Raw genomic sequence first — 24,266 nt, 5'->3', positions numbered from 1 at the left:
TGATAAATTGTTAAAGAACAAAAAGAAACGACGCACCGAATTCAACTTTTAAATGTTCACAACAGTGCGTCGTTGTGTGCTGCGTATTATAGGGATTTTAAAATTGAGTGCAAGCCCTTTTTTAAAGTTTTTGCTCAACTGAACCTTTTTTCATCAAAACAGATTGTTTTGTTTAAATGTCAATCACCGAAAGATTATTAAATCCCCAATTCTGCATAACGTCTTGTTTGATATTAAATGCAGAACTTTGTTTAGTGCAGAATGCTTGATTTTCAAAATCGGCTTTTTGTTGAAATTTGCGTTCTTCCAAAAGGCTTAGCACCCGTTTGGCAATACCTACACCCGGATCAACAAAATATTTCACATCGGGCAATAATTGCTGTAATTCAGCTTTGACTAAGGGAAAATGGGTACAACCGAGTATAACCGTATCCAATTCCGGCTTACCTTGCCAAGCCTCGACCACTTTTTGTAGTCGGTTCATATCCACTTTACCGCTTCGTTGTTTTTCTTCAACAATTTCAACCAAATCGGTTGTGCCAATTTTTTCTACCGTACAATCCTGAGCATATTTTCTTATCAATTCATCAACATAAGGGCGAGCAACCGTGCCTTTAGTGGCGAGCAAGCCGATGACTTTAGTTTCGGAAATTGCCGCTGCCGGTTTAATTGCCGGTACAGTTCCTACTATCGGAAAATTAAAATGCTCACGCAATGCCGGCAGAACCACTGTGCTTGCCGTATTACAAGCAACAACAACCATATCAAGCGGTTGTTTTTCTGCAATTTTTTGCACAATTTTGACCGCTCGCTCAATTAAAACTGCTTCCGACTTCTCGGAATATGGGAAAAAAGCGTTATCAAAGCAATATAAATAGTGAGCGTGCGGTAACACTTTTCGGATTTCATCGTAAATCGTCAATCCGCCCATTCCGGAATCGTATAAAAGAATTGTTGGTTTCATTGGTATTGTTCAAAAAAGTAAGTGCTAAAATGCTACTCTTTTCCATTGCTATATTCAAGTTCTCTCTATTTGACTTGATGAGGGAAAATCGCAATAATCAATTTGCTTTATTCAGTAAGGAGAAAAATAATGAAAAACATTAATACACAAGCAGTCGGTTGGATTGGTTTAGGGCAAATGGGCGAACCGATGGCAAAACATTTGCTAAATAGCGGAGTGAACGTGGGCGTTTACAACCGCGACCCAGCAAAAGCAGAAAAGGTAGTTGAAGCAGGCGGCACATTATATCCTTCTGTGTTGGAATTGGTGAAAGCCTACGATGTGATTTTCTTGATGATTGCAGACTATGCCGCCGTGCAACAGGTGTTAAGCGATGAAGTGTTGGCTGAATTAAACGGCAAAGTAGTGGTGAATATGAGCACCATTTCCCCAAGCCAAAACCAGGCGGTAGAAGCTCTACTAGCCCAACACGGTGCAGAATTTGTTGAAGCTCCGGTTTCCGGTTCAAGCAAAGTGGCAGAAGCAGGTAAACTATTGGTACTGGCTGCCGGTAAAGAAGAAACCGTTGAGTTGCTCAAACCGCTTTTCGCTGCCTTTAGTACCACCACTTTCTATTATGGTGAAGTGGGTAAAGCCGGTGGGATTAAATTGATGATCAACTCGCTACTGGGCATCTTCATTCAAGCCTATGGCGAGGCGTTAAACTTCGCCGACCAATATGGCATTCCGAAAGAGAAAGTAATCGAAATGATTTCAGGCTCGTTTATGAACAGCCCGATCTTCCAAGCAAAAGTGCCGATGTACCAAGCTAATGAATTTCCGCCTGCGTTTATGATGAAACATATGACCAAAGATTTTAATTTGGCAAGCGAAGAAATTGCGAAATTAGGCAAATCTTACCCGCTTATTGAGCAAGCCACTAAAACCTACAATCAAGCCAATGATTCAGGCTTGAGCGAAGTGGATATGGCTGCAATTTATCAGTTCTTGGCAAAATAAGATGAAAATCGGTTGGTGTCATTACCAACCGATTTTTTTATAAATAAGGAAAGGTTTCTAAAAAAAGCTCTCGAATTTCCAGAGAATACCCTCTAATTTCATACACCCCACGCCGAGCGAATAAACCGTTCTCTGTTTGTGTCCATTCTAATTTGGTGCGAGTAGGATTTTGAGAAAATAGCCATAAACCAATCGGCTGATTGCCCAATTCCAACACGTTTTGAGCGATATTTTCGATTGTTGATCTTGGCACAAGAGTTTGGGCAAAAATCCAATTTTTTTCACCATCTTTCAGTAACACTTCTCGCGACCAAACATCTTCATTACAAGCGGTCGTTTTTTCACTGTTTTTTGCAATCCACTTTTCTTGTACTACTTCCACGTTGAAATTGGTTGCGACATCATACAATTTTTGGGTAAGTGACCCTTCGTGCAGAAGCCATTCTTGCTGGTAGGTAGAAAGTGTTTTTGGATCACAACACCAATCGCATTCCGATAAAATTTTCAGGTATAGAGAATACATAAAAAGTTATTTAACATCCGTAAGTGGCACAAGCACCAACCCAAAACATATAGAATGGTAAAACAGCTACTACAGCAACAGGCAACATTACAATACTTAACGCTCCTTCAGCCGTATTTTGAAGACCACTTTTCATTTTGTAATAACGCACATTCGCCTCAAGCGCTTGTTTAAATCGGAATTTTTGCAAAAGCTCTTCTCTATTGGCTAATTTCACCAAGTTCCCTTCCGCCTGATAAGTAATAGATGGATTTTGAGCTGAATTAAAATGAAAGGTATCCATCACCGTACTTCTTTCACTTTCTGTAAGTGATTTCCCATCTAAAATAATTCTATAACTACCTTCCACTTTTTTGGATTCCTTAACCTCGAAGTTTGCCTCAACAGATTTGATTTTATTAGCAATTAGGCTTTTGAGAAAATTATTCAGTTCCGCAACTTGCTGATGCTCAAATTCATAATCGTGCAGTTCACCCACCACATATAATTTATTACCAACAATCAAGAATGAATTGATTTTTTCTTGTTTACTTTCATCAAATTCTAAACTGGAAAAACAAGCGGTAATGCCGAAAATTAATGTAATTAACATCAACCATTTTTTCATAGAAAGCTCCCTAAAAAGAAAAAAGGTAAATTGTAACAAAGACAATTTACCTTTTTTGCTTTTAAATTTAAAGATTAGCCTTTAATTAATTTTCTTGCCGCTTCCACTACTACCGAAACGGCTTTATGTTCGGTGTCGTGAATGGTTGCTTCATTCGGAATCTCTTGTTGAGTGCGGTTTACAATTACACCAGCAACCATACCTGCTCGCAAGCCTAATGCCGAACACATCGTAAAGAGAGTGGCGGATTCCATTTCAAAATTCATAACATTGAGATCTTGCCACTGTTTTAATGAACCTTGGAAATGACGATAGATCTTGCCGGTGAAAGTGTCGTAACGTTCTTGCCCCGGGTAGAAAGTGTCTGATGAAGCTGTAATCCCCACATAAGGTGTAACGCCTGATTCCACTGCTGCTGCATAAAGAGCATTAGTACATTCAAAATTCGCTACTGCAGGATATTCCATTGGTGCAAAATGTTGGCTCGCACCATCTAAACGCACCGCTCCGGTGGTAATTAAAATATCGCCTACATTAATATGCTCTTGAATTGCACCTGTTGTGCCAATGCGTAAGAATGTGCGAACACCTAACTGTGCTAACTCTTCCACACAAATCGACACCGACGGTCCGCCAATACCGGTTGAACAAACCACCACCGGTTCGCCATCTAAATAACCTAACCAAGAGGTAAATTCACGGGTTGAGGCTAAAAACTCTGGGTTGTCCATTTTTTTGGCAATACGTTCACTTCTAGCCGGATCGCCCGGAACGATTGCAATTTTTGCACCTTTGAGCATGGCTTTGGTTAAACCTAAATGAAATACTTCAGACATTTTTATCTCCTTTTTATCTAACTGGATATGAGCCATTCTATCTTAGCAAGCGGTTAATTTACGACAATTTTTTGCAAGCAAAGTTTGATTTTGTGAACTAGATCAAAGGTAAACGGTTTCGTCATTATATAAATAAAAAATGATGGCCACGCAATGGTGGCCATATTTCAGACTAAGAAATTAATAACTTGAATTGACAACAACTTCTTCACCATATCCTCCGGCCTGAGGGAATGGCGTATAATTAGAATTTGCTGCACGAAGTATACGAATACCTCGAATACCGGCTTCACGGGCAGCTAAGATATCATCATCACTGTCACCATAGTGAATTTGCACCTTATGTTCAATAATCGCAGGGGTTTTATCATATTTTGTTGAATGTGCTTTCCCCCCCATAAAATTTACCGGTTGCATATTTTTAATACCAAGATACTTTTGCATAATCGTTGTAACTTGTTCATTTTTACCTGCGGTACGCCCCGTAATTAAATAAACTTGATCACCACGTTCTTGGTGCATTTTTATTAAATTAATAGCAACTTGCTTTGGCAAAGAATATTTATCACAGCCAGCATTAATTTCGTCCCAAAAATCTTGATTTTTTAAGTAGCTGAAATCGTCTGGCGAATATTTTTGCTTTCCGTAGTGGAAGCAACCGCTAGTTGCAGCAACAGTATCATCAATATCAAAACTTACCGCCATAGGGGGTAAATCTTTGATGCTTTCTTTAATTTGCTCAATAGATACCCAATGAATTGGCGCTTGCTGTGCTTCATGTGTTCGCATATCAATTCCCGGCTGGGTATAAGCTACTTTTGGTCCGCCTGCTTGTGCTGAAAAAGCAATAAGAGATGCAAACATTGTCGCTGCCGTCATTTTTAATGTAAATTTTATAAAATACCTCCATATGATTAACCATACCTATTTTAATCTTATTAGGCACTCTTAGCTAATACAAAAACCTTATTTTGTGAATATGATCACAAGCAAACGATTACGCTTAACGCTTATGAGCCATTGTTCTGTTCCCAAATCAAGCAACCTCCCCAAGCTTTAAGGCTTTCTTCTGAATGAAATTTAATCACCTCATTCGTAAATTGATAGGCATCATATTCGCTTAATAAAAATGGCTCCTCTAATAATTCATTAAATACTGATCCATAATATTTACGTGTATCAAGAGTATAATTAACCGTAACTTTCTTTGTACAATTTCCTTTTAGTGCCAATTCTTGTAATTTTTTATATACATTTCTATCATTATGAATACCTGTGTACCAAGCCGTACTGATAAGGCGAGCTATCTCACTACGAATAAAATAGCAATTCGTATCAATATGCTGACAATCATTCAGATTTATTGATAAAACACCTTTAACACCACCTAATTGATAATTACATTCTAATGGTTCTTGATAAACGCAATTATATTCTCCCAACGATTCAATCGTATCAATACACAAAAACTCGCCATCTAAATCATAAAAATTACGTAAAGAGTAAGCATAATCAGATTGCATTTCTAATAAAGCATGCACACCAGATTCAACGTGAGTAGGTTCAAACCAATTATCATCATCCAGATAACAAATAATATCTTCTTTCACTAAAAATAGTGCAATTGCATTAATGCTGCTATTTACCCAACCATCAGCCCCGGTATTCATTGGGAGATAAGTAACAATAACACTTGGAAAATTCTTTAAAATATCAGCCGCTTGTTGGTGATATTTCTCTCCATCAACAAAAACATAATGTTTACAAGGATAAGTCTGATTTTGTACGCTTAAAACAGCTCTTTCTAATTCAGGACGACCAATTGTTGAACTGATAACAGCTACAGTTGGTTGGTTGGTTGGTTGGTTGGTTGGTTGGTTGGTTGGTTGGTTGGTTGGTTGGTTGGTTGGTTGGTTGACACGCATTCTATTTCCTATATTCTAAAAATAATAGAGTATTTTATACTTTAGTTAAATACTCGCTGCTTTATATTAAAGGGCGTATTTTATACGCCCAATTTTGTTATTTATAATTAAGCCTTTACATTCGCTTTTAAGAACGCAAGTAAGCTCTCTTTGGCGATCATCTGTTTTTCACCGCTGCGGCGGTTTTTGTATTCGATTTCGCCGTTCTCGAGGTTTTTCTCACCAATAACCACCATATGCGGCACACCGATAAGCTCCATATCCGCGAACATCACGCCCGGGCGTTCTTTACGATCATCAAAAATCACCTCAACGCCTTGAGCTTTTAAGTTAGCGTATAACTCTTCAGCGAATGCCTGCACTTTTTCCGATTTGTGCATATTCATCGGCACAATCGCCACCGTAAATGGCGCCATTTCATCACAAGGCCAGATAATACCACGATCATCATAATGTTGTTCAATCGCAGCTGCCACCACACGGGTAACGCCGATACCGTAACAACCCATTGTCATCACTAGCGGTTTACCGTCTTCACCTTGCACAGTGGCTTTCATTGCTTCTGAGTATTTTTTGCCTAATTGGAAAATATGCCCTACTTCAATACCTCGTTTGATTTGAAGTGTGCCTTTACCGTCCGGGCTTGGGTCGCCTTCCACCACATTGCGTAAATCTGCAATTTCCGGCACAGCAACATCACGCTCCCAGTTCACGTTAAAGTAGTGTTTGCCATCAATATTCGCACCGCAGCCAAAATCTGACATCAACGCCACTGAGCGGTCAATAATCACCGGAATCGGCATATTCACCACACCTAACGAGCCAACACCGGCACCGATTTTGGCTTTAATTTCCGCTTCATCGGCAAACTCAAGCGGATCAGCCACCAACGGGTGTTTTTGAGCTTTAATTTCGTTTAACTCGTGGTCGCCACGAATCACTAACGCAATTAACGGTTGCTCTTCAGTTGCCCCTTTCACCACTAAGGTTTTCACCGTTTTTTCAATGGCTAAACCGTGATTTTCTACTAATTCATTGATGGTTTTCGCATTTGGCGTATCCACTAATTGCATTTCTGCCGTTGGTGCTTGGCGTTCACCCACCGCAACCGCTTCGGCTAATTCAATATTGGCAGCAAAATCTGATTCGGTTGAAAATACCACATCATCTTCACCGCTTGAGGCTAACACTTGGAACTCGTGAGAGGCTGAACCGCCGATAGAGCCGGTATCTGCCTGCACCGCACGGAAATCTAAGCCCAAACGGGTGAAAATATTGCTGTAAACCTGATACATCACATCATAGGTTTCTTGCAGGCTCTCTTGTGTGGTGTGGAAAGAATAGGCATCTTTCATCACAAATTCACGCGAACGCATTACCCCGAAACGAGGGCGGACTTCATCACGGAATTTCGTTTGAATTTGGTATAAATTCAGCGGAAGTTGTTTGTACGAAGAAACTTCACGGCGAACCAAGTCGGTAATCACTTCTTCGTGAGTCGGGCCAAGCACGAAATCACGCTCGCCACGATCTTTAAAACGTAATAATTCCGGGCCGTAATCATTCCAACGACCGGATTCCACCCATAATTCCGCCGGCTGAACCACCGGCATTAATACCTCGATAGCCCCGCCTTTGTTCATCTCTTCACGAATAATATTTTCCACTTTTTTCAACACTTTGATCCCGGTCGGCAACCAGTTGTATAAACCTGACGCCATCGGGCGAATCATTCCGGCACGCAACATTAATTGATGGCTAACTACTTGTGCATCATTCGGCATTTCTTTAAGGGTTGAAAATAAATATTGACTTGTACGCATTGCTATTCCTATTCTTTTTAAACTTTGAAACCTGAAAAAATCTGCTTATTTTAAAACAAAGCGGTTAAATTTTCAGGAAATTTTGCAAAATCCTATAAAAAAATAACCGCTTGTAAGCGGTTATTTTGTTTTAACTAAGGGTATTTTCTTAAACTGTGTATGCTTAATTTTCTCGTTCAATTTGCTCAATAATCTCTTGCCATTCGGCATTTGCTTGTTCAAGAGTAAAAATCTGACCTTTTTCGATTTCTGCCAGACCTTTTTTTACTTTAGCCTCTAAATATTCATCATAATCTTTTTCTTTAAACATTATTCCCCCGAATACATTGTTTAATTTTTGTTCCATTATATATTGAATATGGAAAAACGGAAACCTAGATTTCCGTTTTTAGTAATGGCTAGCCCAACAATTTATTTACCCGTTTAATAAAGGCTGTCGGGTTTTCCAACGTGCCTCGTTCAGCAAGCAGAGCTTGTTCAAACAGCAGTTCAATCCAATCGGCGAACTCGGCTTCATCGGCAAGATCAGCTACTTTTTTCACCATTGGGTGATCTGGGTTCAGCTCAAAAGTATATTTCACTTCTGGTGCTTGTTGCCCCATTGCTGCAAACAGTTTTGCCATTTGGGTGGTCATTTCATCGCTGTCAGTGGAAACCACTGCCGGTGTGTCGGTTAAGCGGTGAGTCAGCACCACGTTTTTGACCCGTTCACCAAAGTAGCCTTTCGCCCGTTCTAAGAACGAACCAAACTCCGCCTGTTGGGCTTTTTGGCTCTCTTCTTCCTGCTTGTCGGCAAGCTCGCCTAAGTCTAAGTCCGACTTGGTAATGCTTTGTAGCGGTTTGCCGTCAAACTCGGTGAGGTGGCTAACCAACCATTCATCAATGCGGTCGGAAAGCAGTAGCACCTCAATGCCTTTTTTGTGGAACAGCTCTAAGTGCGGGCTGTTTTTAGCCGCTTGGTAGCTGTCTGCGGTTAAGAAGTAGATCGCTTTCTGCCCCTCTTTCATTCTTGCAATATAATCGGCAAAACTGACCGCTTGTTCGCTGTCATCACGCTGGGTGGAGGCAAAACGGAGTAAGCCTGCAACCTGTTGTTTGTTGGCAAAGTCTTCGCCCACGCCCTCTTTCAGCACCACGCCGAACGCTTGCCAGAATTGGGCATATTTTTCGGCATCGTCTTTCGCCAATTTTTCCAGCAGTTGTAACGCACGCTTGGTTAAGGCAGAACGGAGCGATTGGGTAACTTTATTCTCTTGCAGAATTTCACGGCTGACGTTGAGCGGCAGGTCGTTGGTGTCGAGCAAGCCACACATAAAACGCAAGTAGTTCGGCATAAAGACTTCCGCATCGTCCATAATAAATACACGCTGAACGTAGAGTTTCAAGCCGTGTTTTTGCTCGCGTTGGAACAGATCCCACGGGGCTTTGCTCGGCACATACAGCAAGCTGGTGTATTCTTGCTTACCTTCGACTTTATTGTGCGACCAAATCAGCGGGTCGGAAAAATCGTGGCTGAGGTGTTTGTAAAATTCGGTGTACTCCTCGTCACTAATCTCATTTTTTGAGCGTGTCCAAAGCGCTTGAGCTTTGTTAATTTTTTCCCATTTTTGACCGCTTGCTTTGCCCTCGTCATCGTATTCATTGGTCTGAATTTCCACCGCCAGGCCGATATGGTCGGAGTATTTGCCGATAATCTCACGCAAACGCCATTCGTTTAAAAACTCTTTTTCGTCCTCACGCAAGTGAAGAATGATTTCCGTGCCACGCTCTTTTTTCTCCAGATCGGCAACGGTGTAATCGCCCTCACCGGCAGATTCCCAAATCACGCCTTGCTCGGCAGGCACTCCGGCGGCACGGGTTTTGACTGTCACTTTATCCGCCACGATGAAAGAAGAGTAAAAGCCCACGCCGAACTGCCCGATAAGCTGGCTGTCTTTGGCTTGCTCAGTGCCGAGTGCGTTCAAAAATTCTTTGGTACCAGATTTTGCAATCGTACCGAGATGGTCGATCACCTGCTCACGGGTCATACCGATACCGTTATCGGCAATCGTAATCGTACCGAGTGTTTCATCAACAGAGACACGCACACGCAGTTCGCCATCACCTTCATACAAAGCCGGCTCGGAAAGGGCTTTAAACCGCAATTTATCGGCGGCGTCAGAGGCGTTGGAAATAAGCTCACGCAGGAAAATTTCTTTGTTGGAGTAAAGCGAGTGGATCATCAGTTGCAATAACTGTTTCACTTCCGACTGGAAGCCACGGGTTTCTTGATTATTTGCCATTGTGTATTCCTTTATTCATTAAAAAACAGGGAATAGATGGGGCAAGTGGTCAGATTTTCAAGATTTTTTGCAAAATATCTGTTGCCAAATAGCGAATTAATTGAAAGATATTACTACATTTAATAAAATACACTCATCTTTTTACTACATTTTGGAGATCGATATGGCAATAACCATTACTTCCAGAGAATTTAATCAAAATGCCAGCAAAGTGTTAAAAATGGCAGAAAAAGAGCCGGTTTTTATTACCAAATGGGGCAAAATCGTCAATGTGGTGTCTAGTTATATGGATTATCAGCAGAAAAAGCCTAGCGAGCCAAGCTTTGAAGAGCTATTCGCCTCTTCCGAAAATGAGGATGTGAGCGATGAATTTTGGCAAGAGTTTGAACAAACATTGGTTGAAATCCGCAAAAGCAATAAACCAAGACCTGTTGATTTTGGAGATGAGTAATGTATCGCTACCTTTTTGATACCAATATAGTTTCCGAGCTTTATAAGTTAAGAAATGACAAGATGGATGTCAATGTTCGCCAGTGGCTGAGAGGGGTTAATCCTAGCCAGACCAATATCAGCTGTATTACGTTATCTGAAATCAAAACAGGTATTTTGCTGAAAGCCCGCAAAGACAAAGAACAATCAGACCGATTAAATGATTGGTTTGAAAATAATGTATTAAAGGCTTATCAAACAAAAGCGTTTGTGGTGAATAACGACATTGCTCTATTGGCATCAGAGTACCATATTCCCAATAAAATGGATTTAAATGATGCTTATATTGCGGCAACCGCCAAATACCACAATCTGATTTTAGTCACCCGCAACACCAAAGATTTTATCCGTTGTGATGTGCGTTTATTTAACCCATTTGAAACCGCATAAATAATGAGTGAACAATTATTAGACGGCGTGCCATTAACCGCCCTTTCCGGCGTAGGAGCGGCAATTTCCGAAAAGTTAAGTCGAATCGGCATTAATAATGTGCAGGATTTACTGTTTCATCTGCCAATGCGGTATGAAGATCGCACCCGTATTACCCCGATTGCTGATGTTCGCCCGGAAAGCTTTGCCACCATTGAAGGCTATGTACAACTTACCGAAGTCCAGTTTGGTAAACGCCCGATTTTATCGGTTACACTCTCCGACAGCACCAGCAAAATTATGCTTAAATTCTTCAATTTCAATGCTGGAATGAAAAATAGCCTTGCCACCGGCGTTCGGGTAAAAGCCTTTGGGGAAATTAAGCGTGGGCGATTTATGGCGGAAATTCACCACCCTGAATATCAAATTATTCGGGATAATCAACCGCTTGTACTGGCTGAAACCCTGACCCCGATTTACTCCACCACTGAGGGGTTAAAACAAGCCTCGCTGCGGAAATTAACCGAGCAAGCCCTCGCTTTATTAGAGAAAGTGAAAGTCGCCGAGCTGTTGCCTGATGAATACAATCCGCACAAATACAGCCTAAAAGAAGCGTTGCAGTTATTGCACCGCCCACCGCCGACGATTTCTGCCGAAGTCTTGGAAAAAGGTGACCACCCTGCTCAAAAACGGCTGATTTTTGAAGAACTGCTGGCACACAATTTAGCGATGCAGCAACTCCGTTTAGGGGTAAAACAGCAATATGCAGAGGCACTTACTTACCAAACCGATATAAAACAGCGTTTTCTCGACAGTTTGCCTTTTAAGCCTACTCACGCACAAAGCCGAGTAACCGCAGATATTGAGCAAGATCTTGCCAAACCACACCCGATGATGCGACTGGTACAAGGCGATGTTGGTTCAGGTAAAACCTTAGTAGCCGCCTTGGCAGCACTATTAGCGATTGATAACGGCAAGCAGGTGGCATTAATGGCACCGACCGAAATTCTTGCCGAACAGCACGCCAATAATTTTGCCAACTGGCTTAATCCCTTTGGGATTGAGGTTGGCTGGCTTGCCGGTAAAGTGAAAGGCAAGGCGAGAACCGCACAACTTGAGGCAATCAAAAACGGTGATGTGCAGATGATTATCGGCACTCACGCCCTGTTCCAAGACAATGTGGAATTTCACCATTTAGCGTTGGTGATTATTGATGAACAACACCGTTTTGGCGTACACCAACGGCTGACCTTGCGGGAAAAAGGAGCGAAAGAAAATAACTATCCGCATCAGCTCATTATGACGGCGACCCCCATTCCGAGAACGCTGGCAATGACGGTCTATGCTGACCTCGACACCTCAATCATTGACGAACTGCCACCGGGTAGAACGCCAATCACGACTGTGGTGATTTCTGAAGATCGGCGAGCAGAAATCGTCCAACGGGTGTACCAAGCCTGTAAGCAAGAACACCGCCAAGCCTATTGGGTCTGCACCCTGATTGATGAAAGCGAAGTGTTGGAGGCTCAAGCCGCGGCAGCGATTGCCGAAGATTTACAGCGAGCCTTGCCGGATTTACGCATCGGGTTAGTACACGGACGGCTGAAACCACAGGAAAAACAAGCGATTATGGCGGAATTTAAGGCAGCGAATTTAGATTTGCTGGTTGCGACCACCGTAATTGAAGTGGGAGTGGACGTGCCGAATGCTAGCCTAATGATTATCGAAAATTCCGAACGACTCGGGCTGGCTCAACTCCACCAGTTGCGTGGACGTGTTGGGCGAGGGGCAACCGCCTCGCATTGCGTCTTAATGTACAAACCGCCGCTCGGGAAAATTTCCAGCAAGCGGTTACAAGTGATGCGTGATAGCCAAGACGGTTTCTACATTGCCGAAAAAGATTTGGAGATTCGAGGCACAGGTGAAATTCTCGGCACAAAACAGACCGGAATGGCAGAATTTAAGGTGGCGGATTTAATGCGAGACCGCAAAATGATTCCGCTGGTGCAACGTTACGCCAAGCAAATTATTAGCGAAAATCAACCGCTTGCAGAGGCGTTAATTAAGCGTTGGTTAGACAACAAGGCGGAATATACCAACGCTTAACCGGCAAGCGGGTTATTTAGATTACGGCAGGTTTTTCACCGATTCAATTACCAAATCCCAAAAGCGGGATTTGTCTAATTTTTTTGCTACCCAAGTATTACACTGTTTTGGCGGGTAGCGGAAATCCGCCACCGTCATACCCAGTGTATGCGTGCCTGTTAGCTCAATATTGACCGGCACTTGCTGAACTTCAATCAGGCTTGGGTCAATCACATACGCCACCGCACAGGCATCGTGAACCGGTGGAGCATCAAAGCCTTGAGCCTGTTTATACATTTTGGCGAAGAACGCCAGCAATTCCACCACAAACTGCCCCGATTTGCTGTTTAATGCCTTAAAGCGTTCAACCACATCGGGGGTCGCAAGTGCTTGGTGAGTTAAGTCTAAGCCGACCATCGTCACCTTCCAACCGGCATTAAACACAATATGAGCAGCTTCCGGGTCAATTTTAATATTAAATTCTGCCACCGCACTCCAGTTGCCGGTGTGATAACCTCCGCCCATCAGCACCACTTCTTTCACTCTTTCAATAATACGGGGCTCAAGGCGGGCAGCTAGAGCAATATTGGTTAGCCCACCGGTCGGCACTAAGGTAATGCTTTTCTCCGGGTGCGACATTATCAAATCAATAATTAATTGAGCGGCGTGTTTTTTCTCAAATTGTCGGGTAGATTCAGGGAGTACAAGCCCATCCATTCCCGAATCACCGTGAATATCCGGGGCATTTTCCACTTCACGCACCAGCGGTCTGGCACAACCTTTGGCAAAAGGAACGTTGCAAATATGAGCAATTTCCGCAACCGCCAACGCATTACGCGATACTTTTTCTAAGGTTTGATTGCCTACCACCGTAGTCACTGCCAACAAATCAATATTCGGATTCCCCCAAGCGAGCATCATCGCAATCGCATCGTCATGCCCCGGATCACAATCTAAAATAATTTTTTGAGCCATTATTGTCTCCTTTAAAAAAGGGAGAGCCTAAGCTCCCCCTCAATTAATGCCATTAGCAATCTTGTTTGCCGTATTCTTCTTGGCGAAGCAGCGAACGCACACTTTCGTCAAACTGAGCCAGCACTTGCTCTGCGTTTTCAGCGTCTGTGCCACGAGCATCTAAATAGAATTTAATTTTCGGCTCAGTACCTGAAGGGCGAGCAATCAAACGGCTGCCATTTTCCAACACAAACACTAAAATGTCATTTTGGCGTGTGGTTTTGGTATGGTCAATAAACTCAGCCACTTTAAAGCCACCAATTTCGCTTGGAGGATTGTTGCGTAACGCCGTCATTAATTTGCCGATTTCGGCTAAATCACAAACTCTGATCGAAATTTGACCGCTTACATAAGCCCCGAACTCTTGTACAAACTCGGTGGTGTAATCCGCAAGGGTTTTACCTTCTTGTTTGAGGCTGCACACTAAATCTAAGAACATAATGGCAGCGGAAATGCCGTCTTTATCACGCACTTTGTCTGGGTCAACCAAATAACCTAAGGCTTCTTCAAAGCCAAATAATAGGTTTTCAACTTTTCCGATATATTTAAAGCCGGTTAAGGTTTCTTCCGAGCTTAAACCATATTTTTTCGCAATTTCAGCTAACGCCGGAGAGGATACTAACGAGCAAGCCAACACGCCTTGTTTACCTTGTGCGTGGAATTGTTTGGCTAAATACCAGCCTAAGAAACAGCCGATTACATTGCCATGCAGTGGTTTCCAGTTGCCTTGAGCATCAGGCACGGCTACCGCTAAACGGTCAGCATCCGGGTCGTTGGCGATAATAAATTCGGCATTTTTCTCTTTCGCCAATTTAATCGCTAAATCTAACGCCCCTTTCTCTTCCGGGTTCGGGAAATTAACCGTTGGGAACGAACCGTCCGGCTGAATCTGCTCACTAACTAAATACGGTTGCGGTAAGCCGGCTTTTTCTAATGTTTTGCTTAACACTTCATAGCCCACACCGTGCATTGCAGTATAAACGTAGCTTATTTCGGCTTTTGGCCATTTGGCTAGTGAGGCGGTTTTCTCAATATAAGCATTTACCACTTCATCGTCTAACACCGTGAAATCTTGGCTACGAGGTAAATCACGAATATCGCCTGCTGCTACTTTATCAATCAGAGCAGCAATTTCTTTATCTGCCGGCGAAACAATTTGTCCGCCACCGTTAGCTTTACCTAAATAAACTTTATAGCCGTTATCTTCCGGTGGGTTGTGGCTGGCAGTTACCATCACACCGGCTGTGGTATCAAAATATTGAATCGCATAGGCAAGCACTGGTGTTGGCAATTTGCGAGGAAGCAGGTACGTTTTAATGCCTGCCGCTGCCATAATTTCAGCGGTGTCACGGGCAAACACATCGGAATTTTTACGACCGTCATAACCAATAACAATTGACGGCTCTTTATCATAACCTTTAATAAACCCAGCTAAACCGCCGGCAGCTTGTGCCACCAAAACACGGTTCATACCCATTGAACCCGCTTGTAAGCGACCACGTAAACCCGCCGTACCAAACTGTAAACGTCCGTCAAAACGGGCTGTTAATTCTGCTTTTGCTTTCTCGTCCGATTCTGCCGCTTGAATTAACTGCTCTAATTCCGCACGGGTCTCTGCATCCGGGTCTTGGGCTAACCAATTTTGTGCAACTTGGAAAATAGTCATTTTTTACTCCTATGTAATTTAAAAACTCTGTTTAGATTAGCCCAAAGTCCTTTTATTTAAAAGGAGATATTTCTTTTTTGTGATCGAGCTATCAAATAAAAAGATTTGTCAGAAATAAAAAATAGCGTACTTAATATACGCTATTTTTCTTTATTCTATACACTGAACAAGATTTTGAATGTTAGGAACTTGAGCATCTAATTGTGACTGATTCACCATTACATTTTTACCTAAAACATCTCTTTTTCCTGATGATAAGCGACTAATCGGAATACCTAAAGCACCTGAAACAACAGATGCTGTATTTGCATCTCTCACCTCATACTGAAACATTTTTCTGAAGCTTGATTTATTTGTAGGAGTACCAACACCTGCTAGGTGAATACAGAACAAATTAGCATTAGTTTTCCATATATTATAGATTTCATCACCTATTTCCTCTACAACTGTTTTAAATGCGGTTGCTGATGCTTTGGCATTTATCGTTAATCTATTACCTACATACATATAAATTTGAGGTAATGCTAACTTACTCTTTTGAGATTCTGTATAAAAATGAGAGCTGACATCCCCAGAGTGCCTTTTAACCCCATATACTAGAGATAATACAGACTTAACAGCTCGTTTTGATGAACCATCAGCGGAAAAAGGGATGATCAATCTATCTGAAGCAGCCAACGCTAATTCAGTATAAATAGTGAAACTTGGATTGCAATCAATAAATACAACGTTATCATCATTATCCCAAGCGTTCTGTATATCAGAAACTAAATCACGCACCCAAAGATGCACTAGCCGCCAAGAATCAGGAACATGAACAGCTTGGGAAGCATGTAAAATACCAGATGATTGGATTTCTAATTCCTCATCACCAACAACAAGATAAACATTTTTTGGTACATATTCATTTATAGTGCTAACTTGAGTTACATATTTCGTTGCACTATTAATAGAACGGTAAGGACTTACTAATCTTTCTGAAATATATCCTGAAATAGTATTCTTGTTTACTTGAGAATGAATTTTTGCTAACTCTTGCTCACCTTTTTCAAGGCCGCCTAATAGCATAGATGATGAATTTGCTTGAGGACATAAATCAACAACGAGAACTTTTTTTGCTGGGTATTGTTTTGCATACTCACAAGCGATTTGAAAAGTTAAATAACTTTTACCAACCCCACCTTTATTATTCCATATTGCATAAATAGCCATAATGCCCCCTCTTTTAACAATAGGTGTAATAATAACACAATAATTTAGCTATAAGATATTACTTATTTTAATATTTTCCATCACCTGTGTGCTTCATTTTCCCAATTATAAGGATAACGCAAAATCGATTTATGGTAAAAATTACCGTTAATATGCGTTTTATGTAAATGAAATTGTCTGTAGCCTTTAAATACTTCCGAATTAGGTGGCTGAGGATTAGCCCAAAAAGTATCTAATGGCTGTTTATCGGTTAATCCCTCAAAATCATAATTGGCTCTACCTAAGGTTTTGACCGGCATATTATGGAGCAATGCAGAAAGCCCACTGGTTGAATTTAAAGTCACCATTCCTTTCCCATAACGTAAAAAGATAGGTAACGGCACATCGTGAATATAAAAAACTCTACCGTTTAATTGGGGATATTGCTCTAAGAATTCATAAATCACCATTTTATAATCTATAAATCCTCTATCCATCGGGTGATGCTTAATAATTAAATTGAGATGTGCCGGTGCAAATTTGGCAAAGGAATTCAGCACTTCCCTTAAAAAACGCTCTACACTTTTTTGTTCACTATGAATCCTCACTTGAGTGTCATCATAAACTTGTAGAGGCACAATGAAAAATTCACCAAACTCTCCTTTTTCTACCCGCTTGGCAAATCCTTTATCATGTAACCAATAACATATTCGCTTAATTCCCGACCTTGTCCATAAATTAAGGTAGTATTTGAGATTCAGAAAACGATGATGCTTATATTTTGCGTATGCTTTACGTTTTTTATAGGCATTCCAATAGTACGGGATTGCTTTTCCCGCCATACATCTAAAGCCTTTAGCTACTTTTTCTGGTTCACTGACTACTGGTAACTCGACATAAGGCAAAAAGAAAGTGTGATTTTTCGGGATTGGAGAAAAAGCATTTACACCCCATTTTTCCAACGTAATATATTCTGGCCTAAAGTACCCTTCTTCAAACGCCCAAAAGACCAACTTTAACTTCAAGCAAACGTTTTTAGCCACTTTATGATAATAACGATTATCGCCAAAACATAAGATATTATCTATTTGATGAGTTTGGCAAAACTGAATTAAATAGGCTTCAAAATTATCTAAGCTATCATAGTAAGGAAAAGTATTCGGGCTATTATTTGGATAGAAATATTCATCTCCGCCATTAAAATTTAACTTGAAGACCTCTTTTTGCTCACTTTCTAACCAACGGGCAAACTCAGTGAAAAAAGAGCCTATCGGGCCTTGTAACAATAAAATTCTCTGGCTATTGATGATTAGCTCATCTAAATAATGTTCCATCTTAATTTCCTACCCTCTACGCTTATTTAGTGTGGGAAGCATATTTAAACGCACGATAAAGATGCTGTAATTTTCCATATTGTTTACTCACCCAAGAACGTTTAATCCTTTGATTGGTTAGGTTTCGTTTCTGTTGTGACAATATATGAATCGCTTGATTGGCATCAATAAACTGCCTGCTTATAGGATCAACATACAGAGGGTAATATATCAATGTTGCGGCAATTAACTGAGATAATGTCAAAGATTTACCTCTGCGTGCCGACTTCAATCTATCTTCCGTCAATCCCCAACCAGCATAAAAAGGTAATCCGTAGCAATGCACTTTTTTACCTCTTAATAATGCTTCGAAACCGGCTAAAGATGTCATTGTATGCACTTCATCTGCAATTAAAATACAATCTAAAATATTGGCATTATCCACCATCTGATCCGCAAACCTGCGTGTTTCTGCCGTAGGAATCTGACCGACTCGATTACCACTTACCACATCAGGGTGAGGCTTATAAATAATATAGGCACTAGGGTTTAATTCCCTCACTTTTTTCAGTAAATCCAGATTTCTTTTAATTTGTGGAGAACCGGACTTTATCGAAGCGTCATCTTCAACCTGCCCCGGTACTAAAATTATTTTTTTGCCTTGGGCATTAACCTGCACCTCACCACTACCGACATTATATTTACCAATATGGGTGGCCACTAATTTTTGTCTTAATGCCTCAGCATAAGACAAATCATTTTCAGAAAAATCCTCCGCTTCCAATAAAATTTGTTCCAAACGGGAAGGATTCTCTGCATTAAAATAAATACCTAAATCATCTACTACCAAAGAAAGTGGCGCAACTAAATTTGCCCCAAGTCCAACCGAACGGATAAAACCATCTTCCATTCTCAACAGTGGAATATGATTTTCTTTCGCAAATTGTATAATTTCAGGCTTACCATTACTCCACACTAAAATTTTAGCATTCTCTGCAAGCGGTCGTTTTTTCAAAGAATTTAGCGAACGCACAAAATGTAAACGGCATTGAGGCAAATTAAAAAACGGCTTAATGACAGCCTGTTTCCATAATGACATACCTATACAATATACATTTCCGCTTAAACGCCGGTTGAGTATTGTCGCCTTGTGCAGATACTCAATCACATCAAAAATAGAGCCTTTTTCACCCGTATTCGGATTAATATAACGACTGTAATCAAAATATGCTGCATAAAATAGTTGTAACAATGAGCGTGCTTGCCGTCTCTTCTGTTGGATTAATAATTGAACTGAGTTATGCCGATCATCTGTTACCCCCCAACCGGCAAACCACGACACACCAAAGGTAACCACTTTTTTACCTAACAATAATGCCTCAAAGCCCATTTGCGAAGTTACGCAATAGACTTTCTCACACCATTTAATCAAGCTTGCCGGATTAACATCTTCAGTAATAATACGAACTCTATCAGCATATTGAGGCAAATCGGTCAAATAGCCTTTCTTCTTGCCACTTAATACATCGGGGTGAGTTTTCACCCAAATCTGAGCCTCTGGATTCTCACTGATTGCCGTTTCCAACATTTTATTGAAATCCACTTCACTCGCTTGGCCATATTTCACCGCCATATCACCAAAGGTTTGGTCAATAACTAATACGATTTTTTCTTTGATAGAGGGGATTTCACTAAAATCTAATGCGTGATTATATTTAGAAAGCTGATAAGTTAAGATTTGAGATAAAGCTTTCTCTGCAAGCTTAATTTGCTCTTGATCCTGCAAAGGCTGTTCAAGCAGGAATTTTTCTAAACGGGAAGGACAAGTAGTATCGTAATAAATCCCGACATCGTCGTACACTAGAGAAAAAGGCGGATAGCCTTTTACACCCAAGCCTAATGAGCGTAAAAAGCCGTCTTCTAATGCAATATAAGGAAGTTGGTGTTTTTGTGCATAAGCTCTTGCTCCCACCGCTGAAGGACGAAGCCCCCAGCCGATGATTTGATCTACCTTAGCCTTATTACCTAATTTCTTACGCCAAGAAGGTATTCGAATAATACGACAATCAGGTAGAAAATGTTCTAAATTCGGAATACGACAAATTCCGTTCGAAAAAATAAGGGAAATGAGCATACTTAATAATTATCTTTAAATTTATTAAACGTTCTCTGCAAATTTTCAAAAACTAACAACTATGCAATAACCCAATTTCTAGCAGACCTAATATTTTTTATAAAATTATTCCTACGTAATTTTTGCCAAAAAATTCGCAATCTTTTTGAATAAAATCTAATTCACTGCTTAATTTACTTTAGGTATATCATCTATATAATGTGTTTTAGTCCCGAATAATTATTTCTGGCATATAAAACTAACTATCAAGGAATTTATATAATCGCATATTACTATTTTGATATATTTCCCAAATTTCATCTATTAAATCCGTTATTCCTCCTAATGCAGCTAGATCAGGATCAACTGTAAGATTACTTAACCATTCTTTAGTCTTTCCTTCAGGAACAGTTAAAGGTATTACTGTTGCATGCCCAGAATAAGGTAATTCCACAAGTTCAAAATGTTTTAACTCTCTTGCTTCGATTAAATCCATTGTAAAATTTCTCCCATAGAAAACAAATACTTTATTTTGAGAAGAATTTAAAATAATATTCTTGATAGGTTTAACATTCTGTACCTTATGCTCAATTAATGTATTACAATCAATATATTCTTGTAATTTCCTATAGCTAGGAATATTTAGATTTCTATTAAACGGATATATATTTACTTGAGGAGAGAAAGCAATACATCTTATCTCAACACTTGGAATATGATTTTGAATATAATCGAAGAGATACAAAGCCCCTGTTCCCCCCTTAGATAAACCTACAATACATATTTTTCTATAATTATTATCATTACATAATTTCTCTATAAGCTTACCAATTTTATTATACGATAGCATATAGTAAGAGTGAGAATTATCTGTTAAAAACAACTTATCAGAAGAATACTCATACTTTTGCAATGCAAAATTATTTGTTGCAGATAATGTAACTAATAATGTTGATGATTTATTATTTTCATACTTATAATAAAAAGTATTATCTAATTCTTTCAAATTATATTTTTCATATTCGTTATCTCTTTTACAGCACTCTGCCATTGTCATATAATCAAGAGAATAAATAATACTATCTGACTCCTCTAATCTTTTTAAATTCTTAAAACATTCATCGTACATTCCATAACTATATTGAATATAAGATACTGAACGAAGCCAGTTCATATTATTTCTTTTTACTGCAACACTCTCTATTTCAGTAATTTCTTTTATGGTTAAATTTCTATGTAATCTATGTTTTAATACAATACTTTTAAATTTAGCACTAACTAATTTGTTGTTTAGTTCTAAAGCGTTTTTAAATGAATTAAGAGACAAATCTAACATATTTAGTCTATAATAGCATTCTCCTAGTAGCTCATAAATATAATAACTACTATTACCTTCTTCAATAAATATATTACATACATCCACGCAAGAAGAGAACCTACTCTTTTTATACAAAATCTTTGCAGTATTAATTAAAACGTCAATTTTTTCTGATAGCATACAATGTTTTCCTATATAGAATTTTAAATTTTTCCATAATTACTGAGTCTAAGAAAAAATTCTTTGGAGATCTAAAGAACTTACTAAATTTAGGATAAAACCTTTTATTTGTTATTCCCGTTAATTTATAATTGATAGATAATATAGTTCTAGGTAGAAATACTAACTGATCAATAATATTATTTAGTTCTTTATCTCTATCTTGAGTAAATTTTATTTGTTTATCGAACCAATCTTTATTTGGAATTTGCAAGAATTGCTCTAAGCTATCTAACTGACTAAAATCTGTAAGCAAACCACTCTGCAAAAAAGGAGGATTATACAAGCTTTCTCTAATACCTAAATCTTTAATAATATAAGTAGGGATACCATAATAGATTGCTTCTAAAGCAGAAGTTGAAGAGAAAGATATACAAATATCCATTTCCTGAAAAGCAACTTCAATGGAATCATTATATAAACTAAAATTTGTAGGAATATTTTTTTTATTTCTTAGTAAATGTGCGTAAGGGTACTGATCTTTATGAACAGTTATTTCATTCCCATATAAACGAGTTTTTAAGAAAACACTATAATCAGGTTTACTTCTAGCTAGTTCTAGAAGTTTTTCTAATACATATTCTCTTTCAGTTTTTAGCTGTGGAATTTTTACCTGATCAATAAAAAAAATATTTTTACCAGATTTCTTATTTCGTTGAAAACTTAAATCAAGATTAATTAGCCCATAATTTAAAATAGTAGTTTCCAAACCGTACTCAGATGCTATAGATTGAGCAATATTTCTATCACTCTCATTATTTACGAGTAAAATATCTGAATTAATACGAGATGATATACTTTCTGCATTACCAAAAATACTCCCTGAGAAACAGGTAATAATCAGAGGTCTTTTATTTAAGGAATACAAACGTGTAATTAGTTTCTGCGAGGCTATATTACCTAGTGCTGCAATAACTATATCATACTTTGAAAAATCCGAATTATTCAATATTTTATAATCAAAGACACGATAGTTATTTGCTCCACTTTCAACTAATTGACGAATAGAAAGTTGATTCTTTTTTACATATTGTATTGCAACTTCAATACTACTATGATTAATCCTTCTGGCAAGATTAATTCCTACTTTTAAAAAAGAATCATAGGTTGAAACTACTAATATTTTATAATTACTATATTTCATTTGTATTATTTAATATTCTAATACCATCAAACTTACTTAGTAATGAATAATGACTCTCTATATCTTTAAAATATTCTTCTTTATACTCTATTTTCTTTAGAACTTCTTTTCTAAATAGAGGATATATAGAAATTGCCTTAATATCTTTTGATATTAAAGTAGTATAAACAAGAGATGTAGAGGCAATAGATAGAACTTTTCTTGGTTTTAATTGAGATATAAAATCCTCCGCAGGAAAAGAAATATTTTCCATAATAATCAGACCTTGCTTATCTTTAGATAGTTCTTTATATACATCAATAGTTTCAATCCTTTCTTTAGGGTGTAACTTTATAAAAACCTTTGTTTTATACTCCTTTGCGTATTTATATAATATATCTAAAATTGTAGATATATATTCTCTTTCTGGGATAGGATATCTTTGTGCACAAAAGATAATATTCTTTTTAGAACATTTATTATTTCTAATAAATTCAGAAACATGTTCATTTTCCAATCTACTTTCATAAATAGAGAAAAAACTTATTTTATTACATTTAAAGACATTTTTAACCTTTTCAGGAAAAGCAACATATATATGATCAAATGAATCAAATGGTTTTAGAGAAGATCTAATGTTTTTATATATAAATGACTTGGAAATTTTTTTGTATACCTTCTTTTCTTGATAATTCATTGAATCATCTAACTTTTTACAAGCTTCTTGCATCGACGAATATTTATATGTTCCTGTACCTTCCTCTACCAAATTAACCTTAAAACCCATATTTTTTGCGAGAGTCCCTAATAAAGAATAATGTCTCTCAAAACTAGAAATATATAATTCTTTTGGTTTAATTCTTTTTAGAAGAAGCTTATAAGAATTAAGCATCATTATATAATTTTTAATATTTAATCTCATCGGAGATTTAGGCAAACATAAAAACCTAATAGAATTAAATAATTCTTTATTACATCTTTCAGCAATATTTTTAGGCATCAATTGATTTTTTTCGTATATAATACAATTAATACATTATTTTTTAACTTTAGTTTTTCTATTAATCCTTGGTATTGTTCTAGCTGCCCCATTTGACTAATAAAAAATAGATTTGTTGTTTTTCTATAATCTTCTGCTAAATGAAATTTTAAAAACCACGAATCCTGAAAGAATTCGATAGGAGATACTAATAATTTCTTTATTGTCTTAATCACTTTTTAACCTACATCGCTAATTAATAATCTTATTGAAATTGAACTAATTTCTTACAGAAAGAGAGACTATAATATCAAAATACACATAAAAATAAAAGGGCTGTCCTAGATAACGACTAAAAACTCCATTTAGGTTAAGATACCCAAATGAGAAAAAGTCGTCTAAGTCAGTACAAACAAAACAAACTCATT

The 24,266-nt window shown here is 38.6% G+C and carries 21 protein-coding genes; 4 read left to right on the top strand and 17 right to left on the bottom strand.

The window, feature by feature from the left end; genetic code table 11:
* Positions 1–172 precede the first annotated feature (172 nt).
* The gene (murI, locus tag EDC41_RS11525; protein ID WP_006248259.1) at positions 173–964 is read right to left on the bottom strand and encodes a glutamate racemase; all 792 of its coding nucleotides are present in this window, start codon (positions 962–964) and stop codon (positions 173–175) included.
* Between the two features lie 129 nt (positions 965–1,093).
* Here murI and EDC41_RS11520 point away from each other — a divergent pair, with 129 nt between their 5' ends.
* On the top strand, positions 1,094–1,963 hold the full coding sequence (locus tag EDC41_RS11520; protein WP_006248261.1) for an NAD(P)-dependent oxidoreductase: 870 nt from the start codon (positions 1,094–1,096) through the stop codon (positions 1,961–1,963).
* A gap of 37 nt (positions 1,964–2,000) precedes the next feature.
* Here the strand turns inward: EDC41_RS11520 and EDC41_RS11515 are convergent, their stop codons facing one another.
* The 8 genes from EDC41_RS11515 to htpG form a co-directional block, all read right to left on the bottom strand.
* Positions 2,001–2,486 carry a chorismate--pyruvate lyase family protein gene (locus tag EDC41_RS11515; RefSeq protein WP_006248262.1) on the bottom strand — a complete coding sequence of 162 codons (486 nt, stop codon included), beginning with the start codon at positions 2,484–2,486 and terminating at the stop codon, positions 2,001–2,003.
* 10 nt (positions 2,487–2,496) lie between these two features.
* Complete coding sequence (locus EDC41_RS11510; protein ID WP_006248263.1) at positions 2,497–3,093, bottom strand: hypothetical protein; 597 nt, start codon at positions 3,091–3,093, stop codon at positions 2,497–2,499.
* 74 nt (positions 3,094–3,167) lie between these two features.
* On the bottom strand, positions 3,168–3,929 hold the full coding sequence (gene udp, locus EDC41_RS11505) for a uridine phosphorylase (RefSeq protein WP_006248264.1): 762 nt from the start codon (positions 3,927–3,929) through the stop codon (positions 3,168–3,170).
* Positions 3,930–4,109: 180 nt separating this feature from the next.
* A complete protein-coding gene (gene aphA, locus EDC41_RS11500; protein ID WP_006248266.1) occupies positions 4,110–4,808 on the bottom strand; it encodes an acid phosphatase AphA in 699 nt (232 codons plus the stop codon).
* Positions 4,809–4,939: 131 nt separating this feature from the next.
* Positions 4,940–5,854 carry a glycosyltransferase gene (locus EDC41_RS11495; protein WP_115262467.1) on the bottom strand — a complete coding sequence of 305 codons (915 nt, stop codon included), beginning with the start codon at positions 5,852–5,854 and terminating at the stop codon, positions 4,940–4,942.
* Between the two features lie 107 nt (positions 5,855–5,961).
* Positions 5,962–7,677, bottom strand: coding sequence for a proline--tRNA ligase (gene proS, locus EDC41_RS11490; protein WP_006248268.1), 1,716 nt, complete (start codon positions 7,675–7,677; stop codon positions 5,962–5,964).
* 163 nt (positions 7,678–7,840) lie between these two features.
* The gene (locus EDC41_RS11485) at positions 7,841–7,987 is read right to left on the bottom strand and encodes a hypothetical protein (protein ID WP_230269068.1); all 147 of its coding nucleotides are present in this window, start codon (positions 7,985–7,987) and stop codon (positions 7,841–7,843) included.
* An 88-nt stretch (positions 7,988–8,075) separates the two neighbouring features.
* Entirely contained in the window at positions 8,076–9,959 is a 1,884-nt protein-coding gene (htpG, locus tag EDC41_RS11480) for a molecular chaperone HtpG (protein WP_006250492.1), read from the bottom strand.
* A 163-nt stretch (positions 9,960–10,122) separates the two neighbouring features.
* On the opposite strand from htpG, the gene EDC41_RS11475 reads away from it, so the two are divergent.
* From EDC41_RS11475 to recG, 3 genes are read left to right on the top strand one after another with little or no spacing between them, the layout of a single operon-like run.
* Positions 10,123–10,410: a type II toxin-antitoxin system Phd/YefM family antitoxin gene (locus tag EDC41_RS11475; protein WP_006248272.1), complete on the top strand. Its 288-nt coding sequence runs from the start codon at positions 10,123–10,125 to the stop codon at positions 10,408–10,410.
* Positions 10,410–10,838: a type II toxin-antitoxin system VapC family toxin gene (locus tag EDC41_RS11470; RefSeq protein ID WP_006250491.1), complete on the top strand. Its 429-nt coding sequence runs from the start codon at positions 10,410–10,412 to the stop codon at positions 10,836–10,838. The genes EDC41_RS11475 and EDC41_RS11470 overlap by 1 nt, the downstream gene beginning before the upstream one ends.
* 3 nt (positions 10,839–10,841) lie before the next feature.
* Positions 10,842–12,923 (top strand): ATP-dependent DNA helicase RecG, encoded by a 2,082-nt coding sequence (gene recG / locus EDC41_RS11465; RefSeq protein WP_006250490.1) that lies wholly within the window; start codon positions 10,842–10,844, stop codon positions 12,921–12,923.
* A 21-nt stretch (positions 12,924–12,944) separates the two neighbouring features.
* On the opposite strand, the gene uriH is transcribed toward recG, so the two are convergent.
* The 8 genes from uriH to EDC41_RS11425 form a co-directional block, all read right to left on the bottom strand.
* On the bottom strand, positions 12,945–13,877 hold the full coding sequence (gene uriH, locus EDC41_RS11460; RefSeq protein ID WP_006250489.1) for a uridine-preferring nucleoside hydrolase UriH: 933 nt from the start codon (positions 13,875–13,877) through the stop codon (positions 12,945–12,947).
* A gap of 52 nt (positions 13,878–13,929) precedes the next feature.
* Positions 13,930–15,582, bottom strand: coding sequence for a phospho-sugar mutase (locus tag EDC41_RS11455; protein ID WP_006250488.1), 1,653 nt, complete (start codon positions 15,580–15,582; stop codon positions 13,930–13,932).
* Positions 15,583–15,732: 150 nt separating this feature from the next.
* The gene (locus EDC41_RS11450; RefSeq protein ID WP_006250487.1) at positions 15,733–16,794 is read right to left on the bottom strand and encodes a ParA family protein; all 1,062 of its coding nucleotides are present in this window, start codon (positions 16,792–16,794) and stop codon (positions 15,733–15,735) included.
* Between the two features lie 80 nt (positions 16,795–16,874).
* Positions 16,875–18,107, bottom strand: a complete 1,233-nt coding sequence (locus EDC41_RS11445) for a capsule biosynthesis protein (RefSeq protein ID WP_006250486.1) — start codon at positions 18,105–18,107, stop codon at positions 16,875–16,877.
* Between the two features lie 22 nt (positions 18,108–18,129).
* Positions 18,130–20,220: a capsular polysaccharide biosynthesis protein gene (locus EDC41_RS11440; protein ID WP_006250485.1), complete on the bottom strand. Its 2,091-nt coding sequence runs from the start codon at positions 20,218–20,220 to the stop codon at positions 18,130–18,132.
* A gap of 238 nt (positions 20,221–20,458) precedes the next feature.
* Positions 20,459–21,697: a hypothetical protein gene (locus EDC41_RS11435; protein ID WP_006250484.1), complete on the bottom strand. Its 1,239-nt coding sequence runs from the start codon at positions 21,695–21,697 to the stop codon at positions 20,459–20,461.
* Positions 21,678–22,880, bottom strand: a complete 1,203-nt coding sequence (locus tag EDC41_RS11430) for a DUF6716 putative glycosyltransferase (RefSeq protein WP_115262466.1) — start codon at positions 22,878–22,880, stop codon at positions 21,678–21,680. Before EDC41_RS11430 ends, EDC41_RS11435 begins: the two co-directional genes overlap by 20 nt.
* A complete protein-coding gene (locus tag EDC41_RS11425; RefSeq protein WP_237052086.1) occupies positions 22,870–23,859 on the bottom strand; it encodes an alpha-2,8-polysialyltransferase family protein in 990 nt (329 codons plus the stop codon). The genes EDC41_RS11430 and EDC41_RS11425 overlap by 11 nt, the downstream gene beginning before the upstream one ends.
* Positions 23,860–24,266 lie beyond the last annotated feature (407 nt).

The sequence above is a fragment of the Mannheimia haemolytica genome (assembly GCF_004342115.1).
Lineage (GTDB): Bacteria > Pseudomonadota > Gammaproteobacteria > Enterobacterales > Pasteurellaceae > Mannheimia > Mannheimia haemolytica.
The sequence above is the reverse complement of the archived record's forward strand: the minus strand, read 5'-3'. Positions and strand labels throughout refer to the sequence as shown.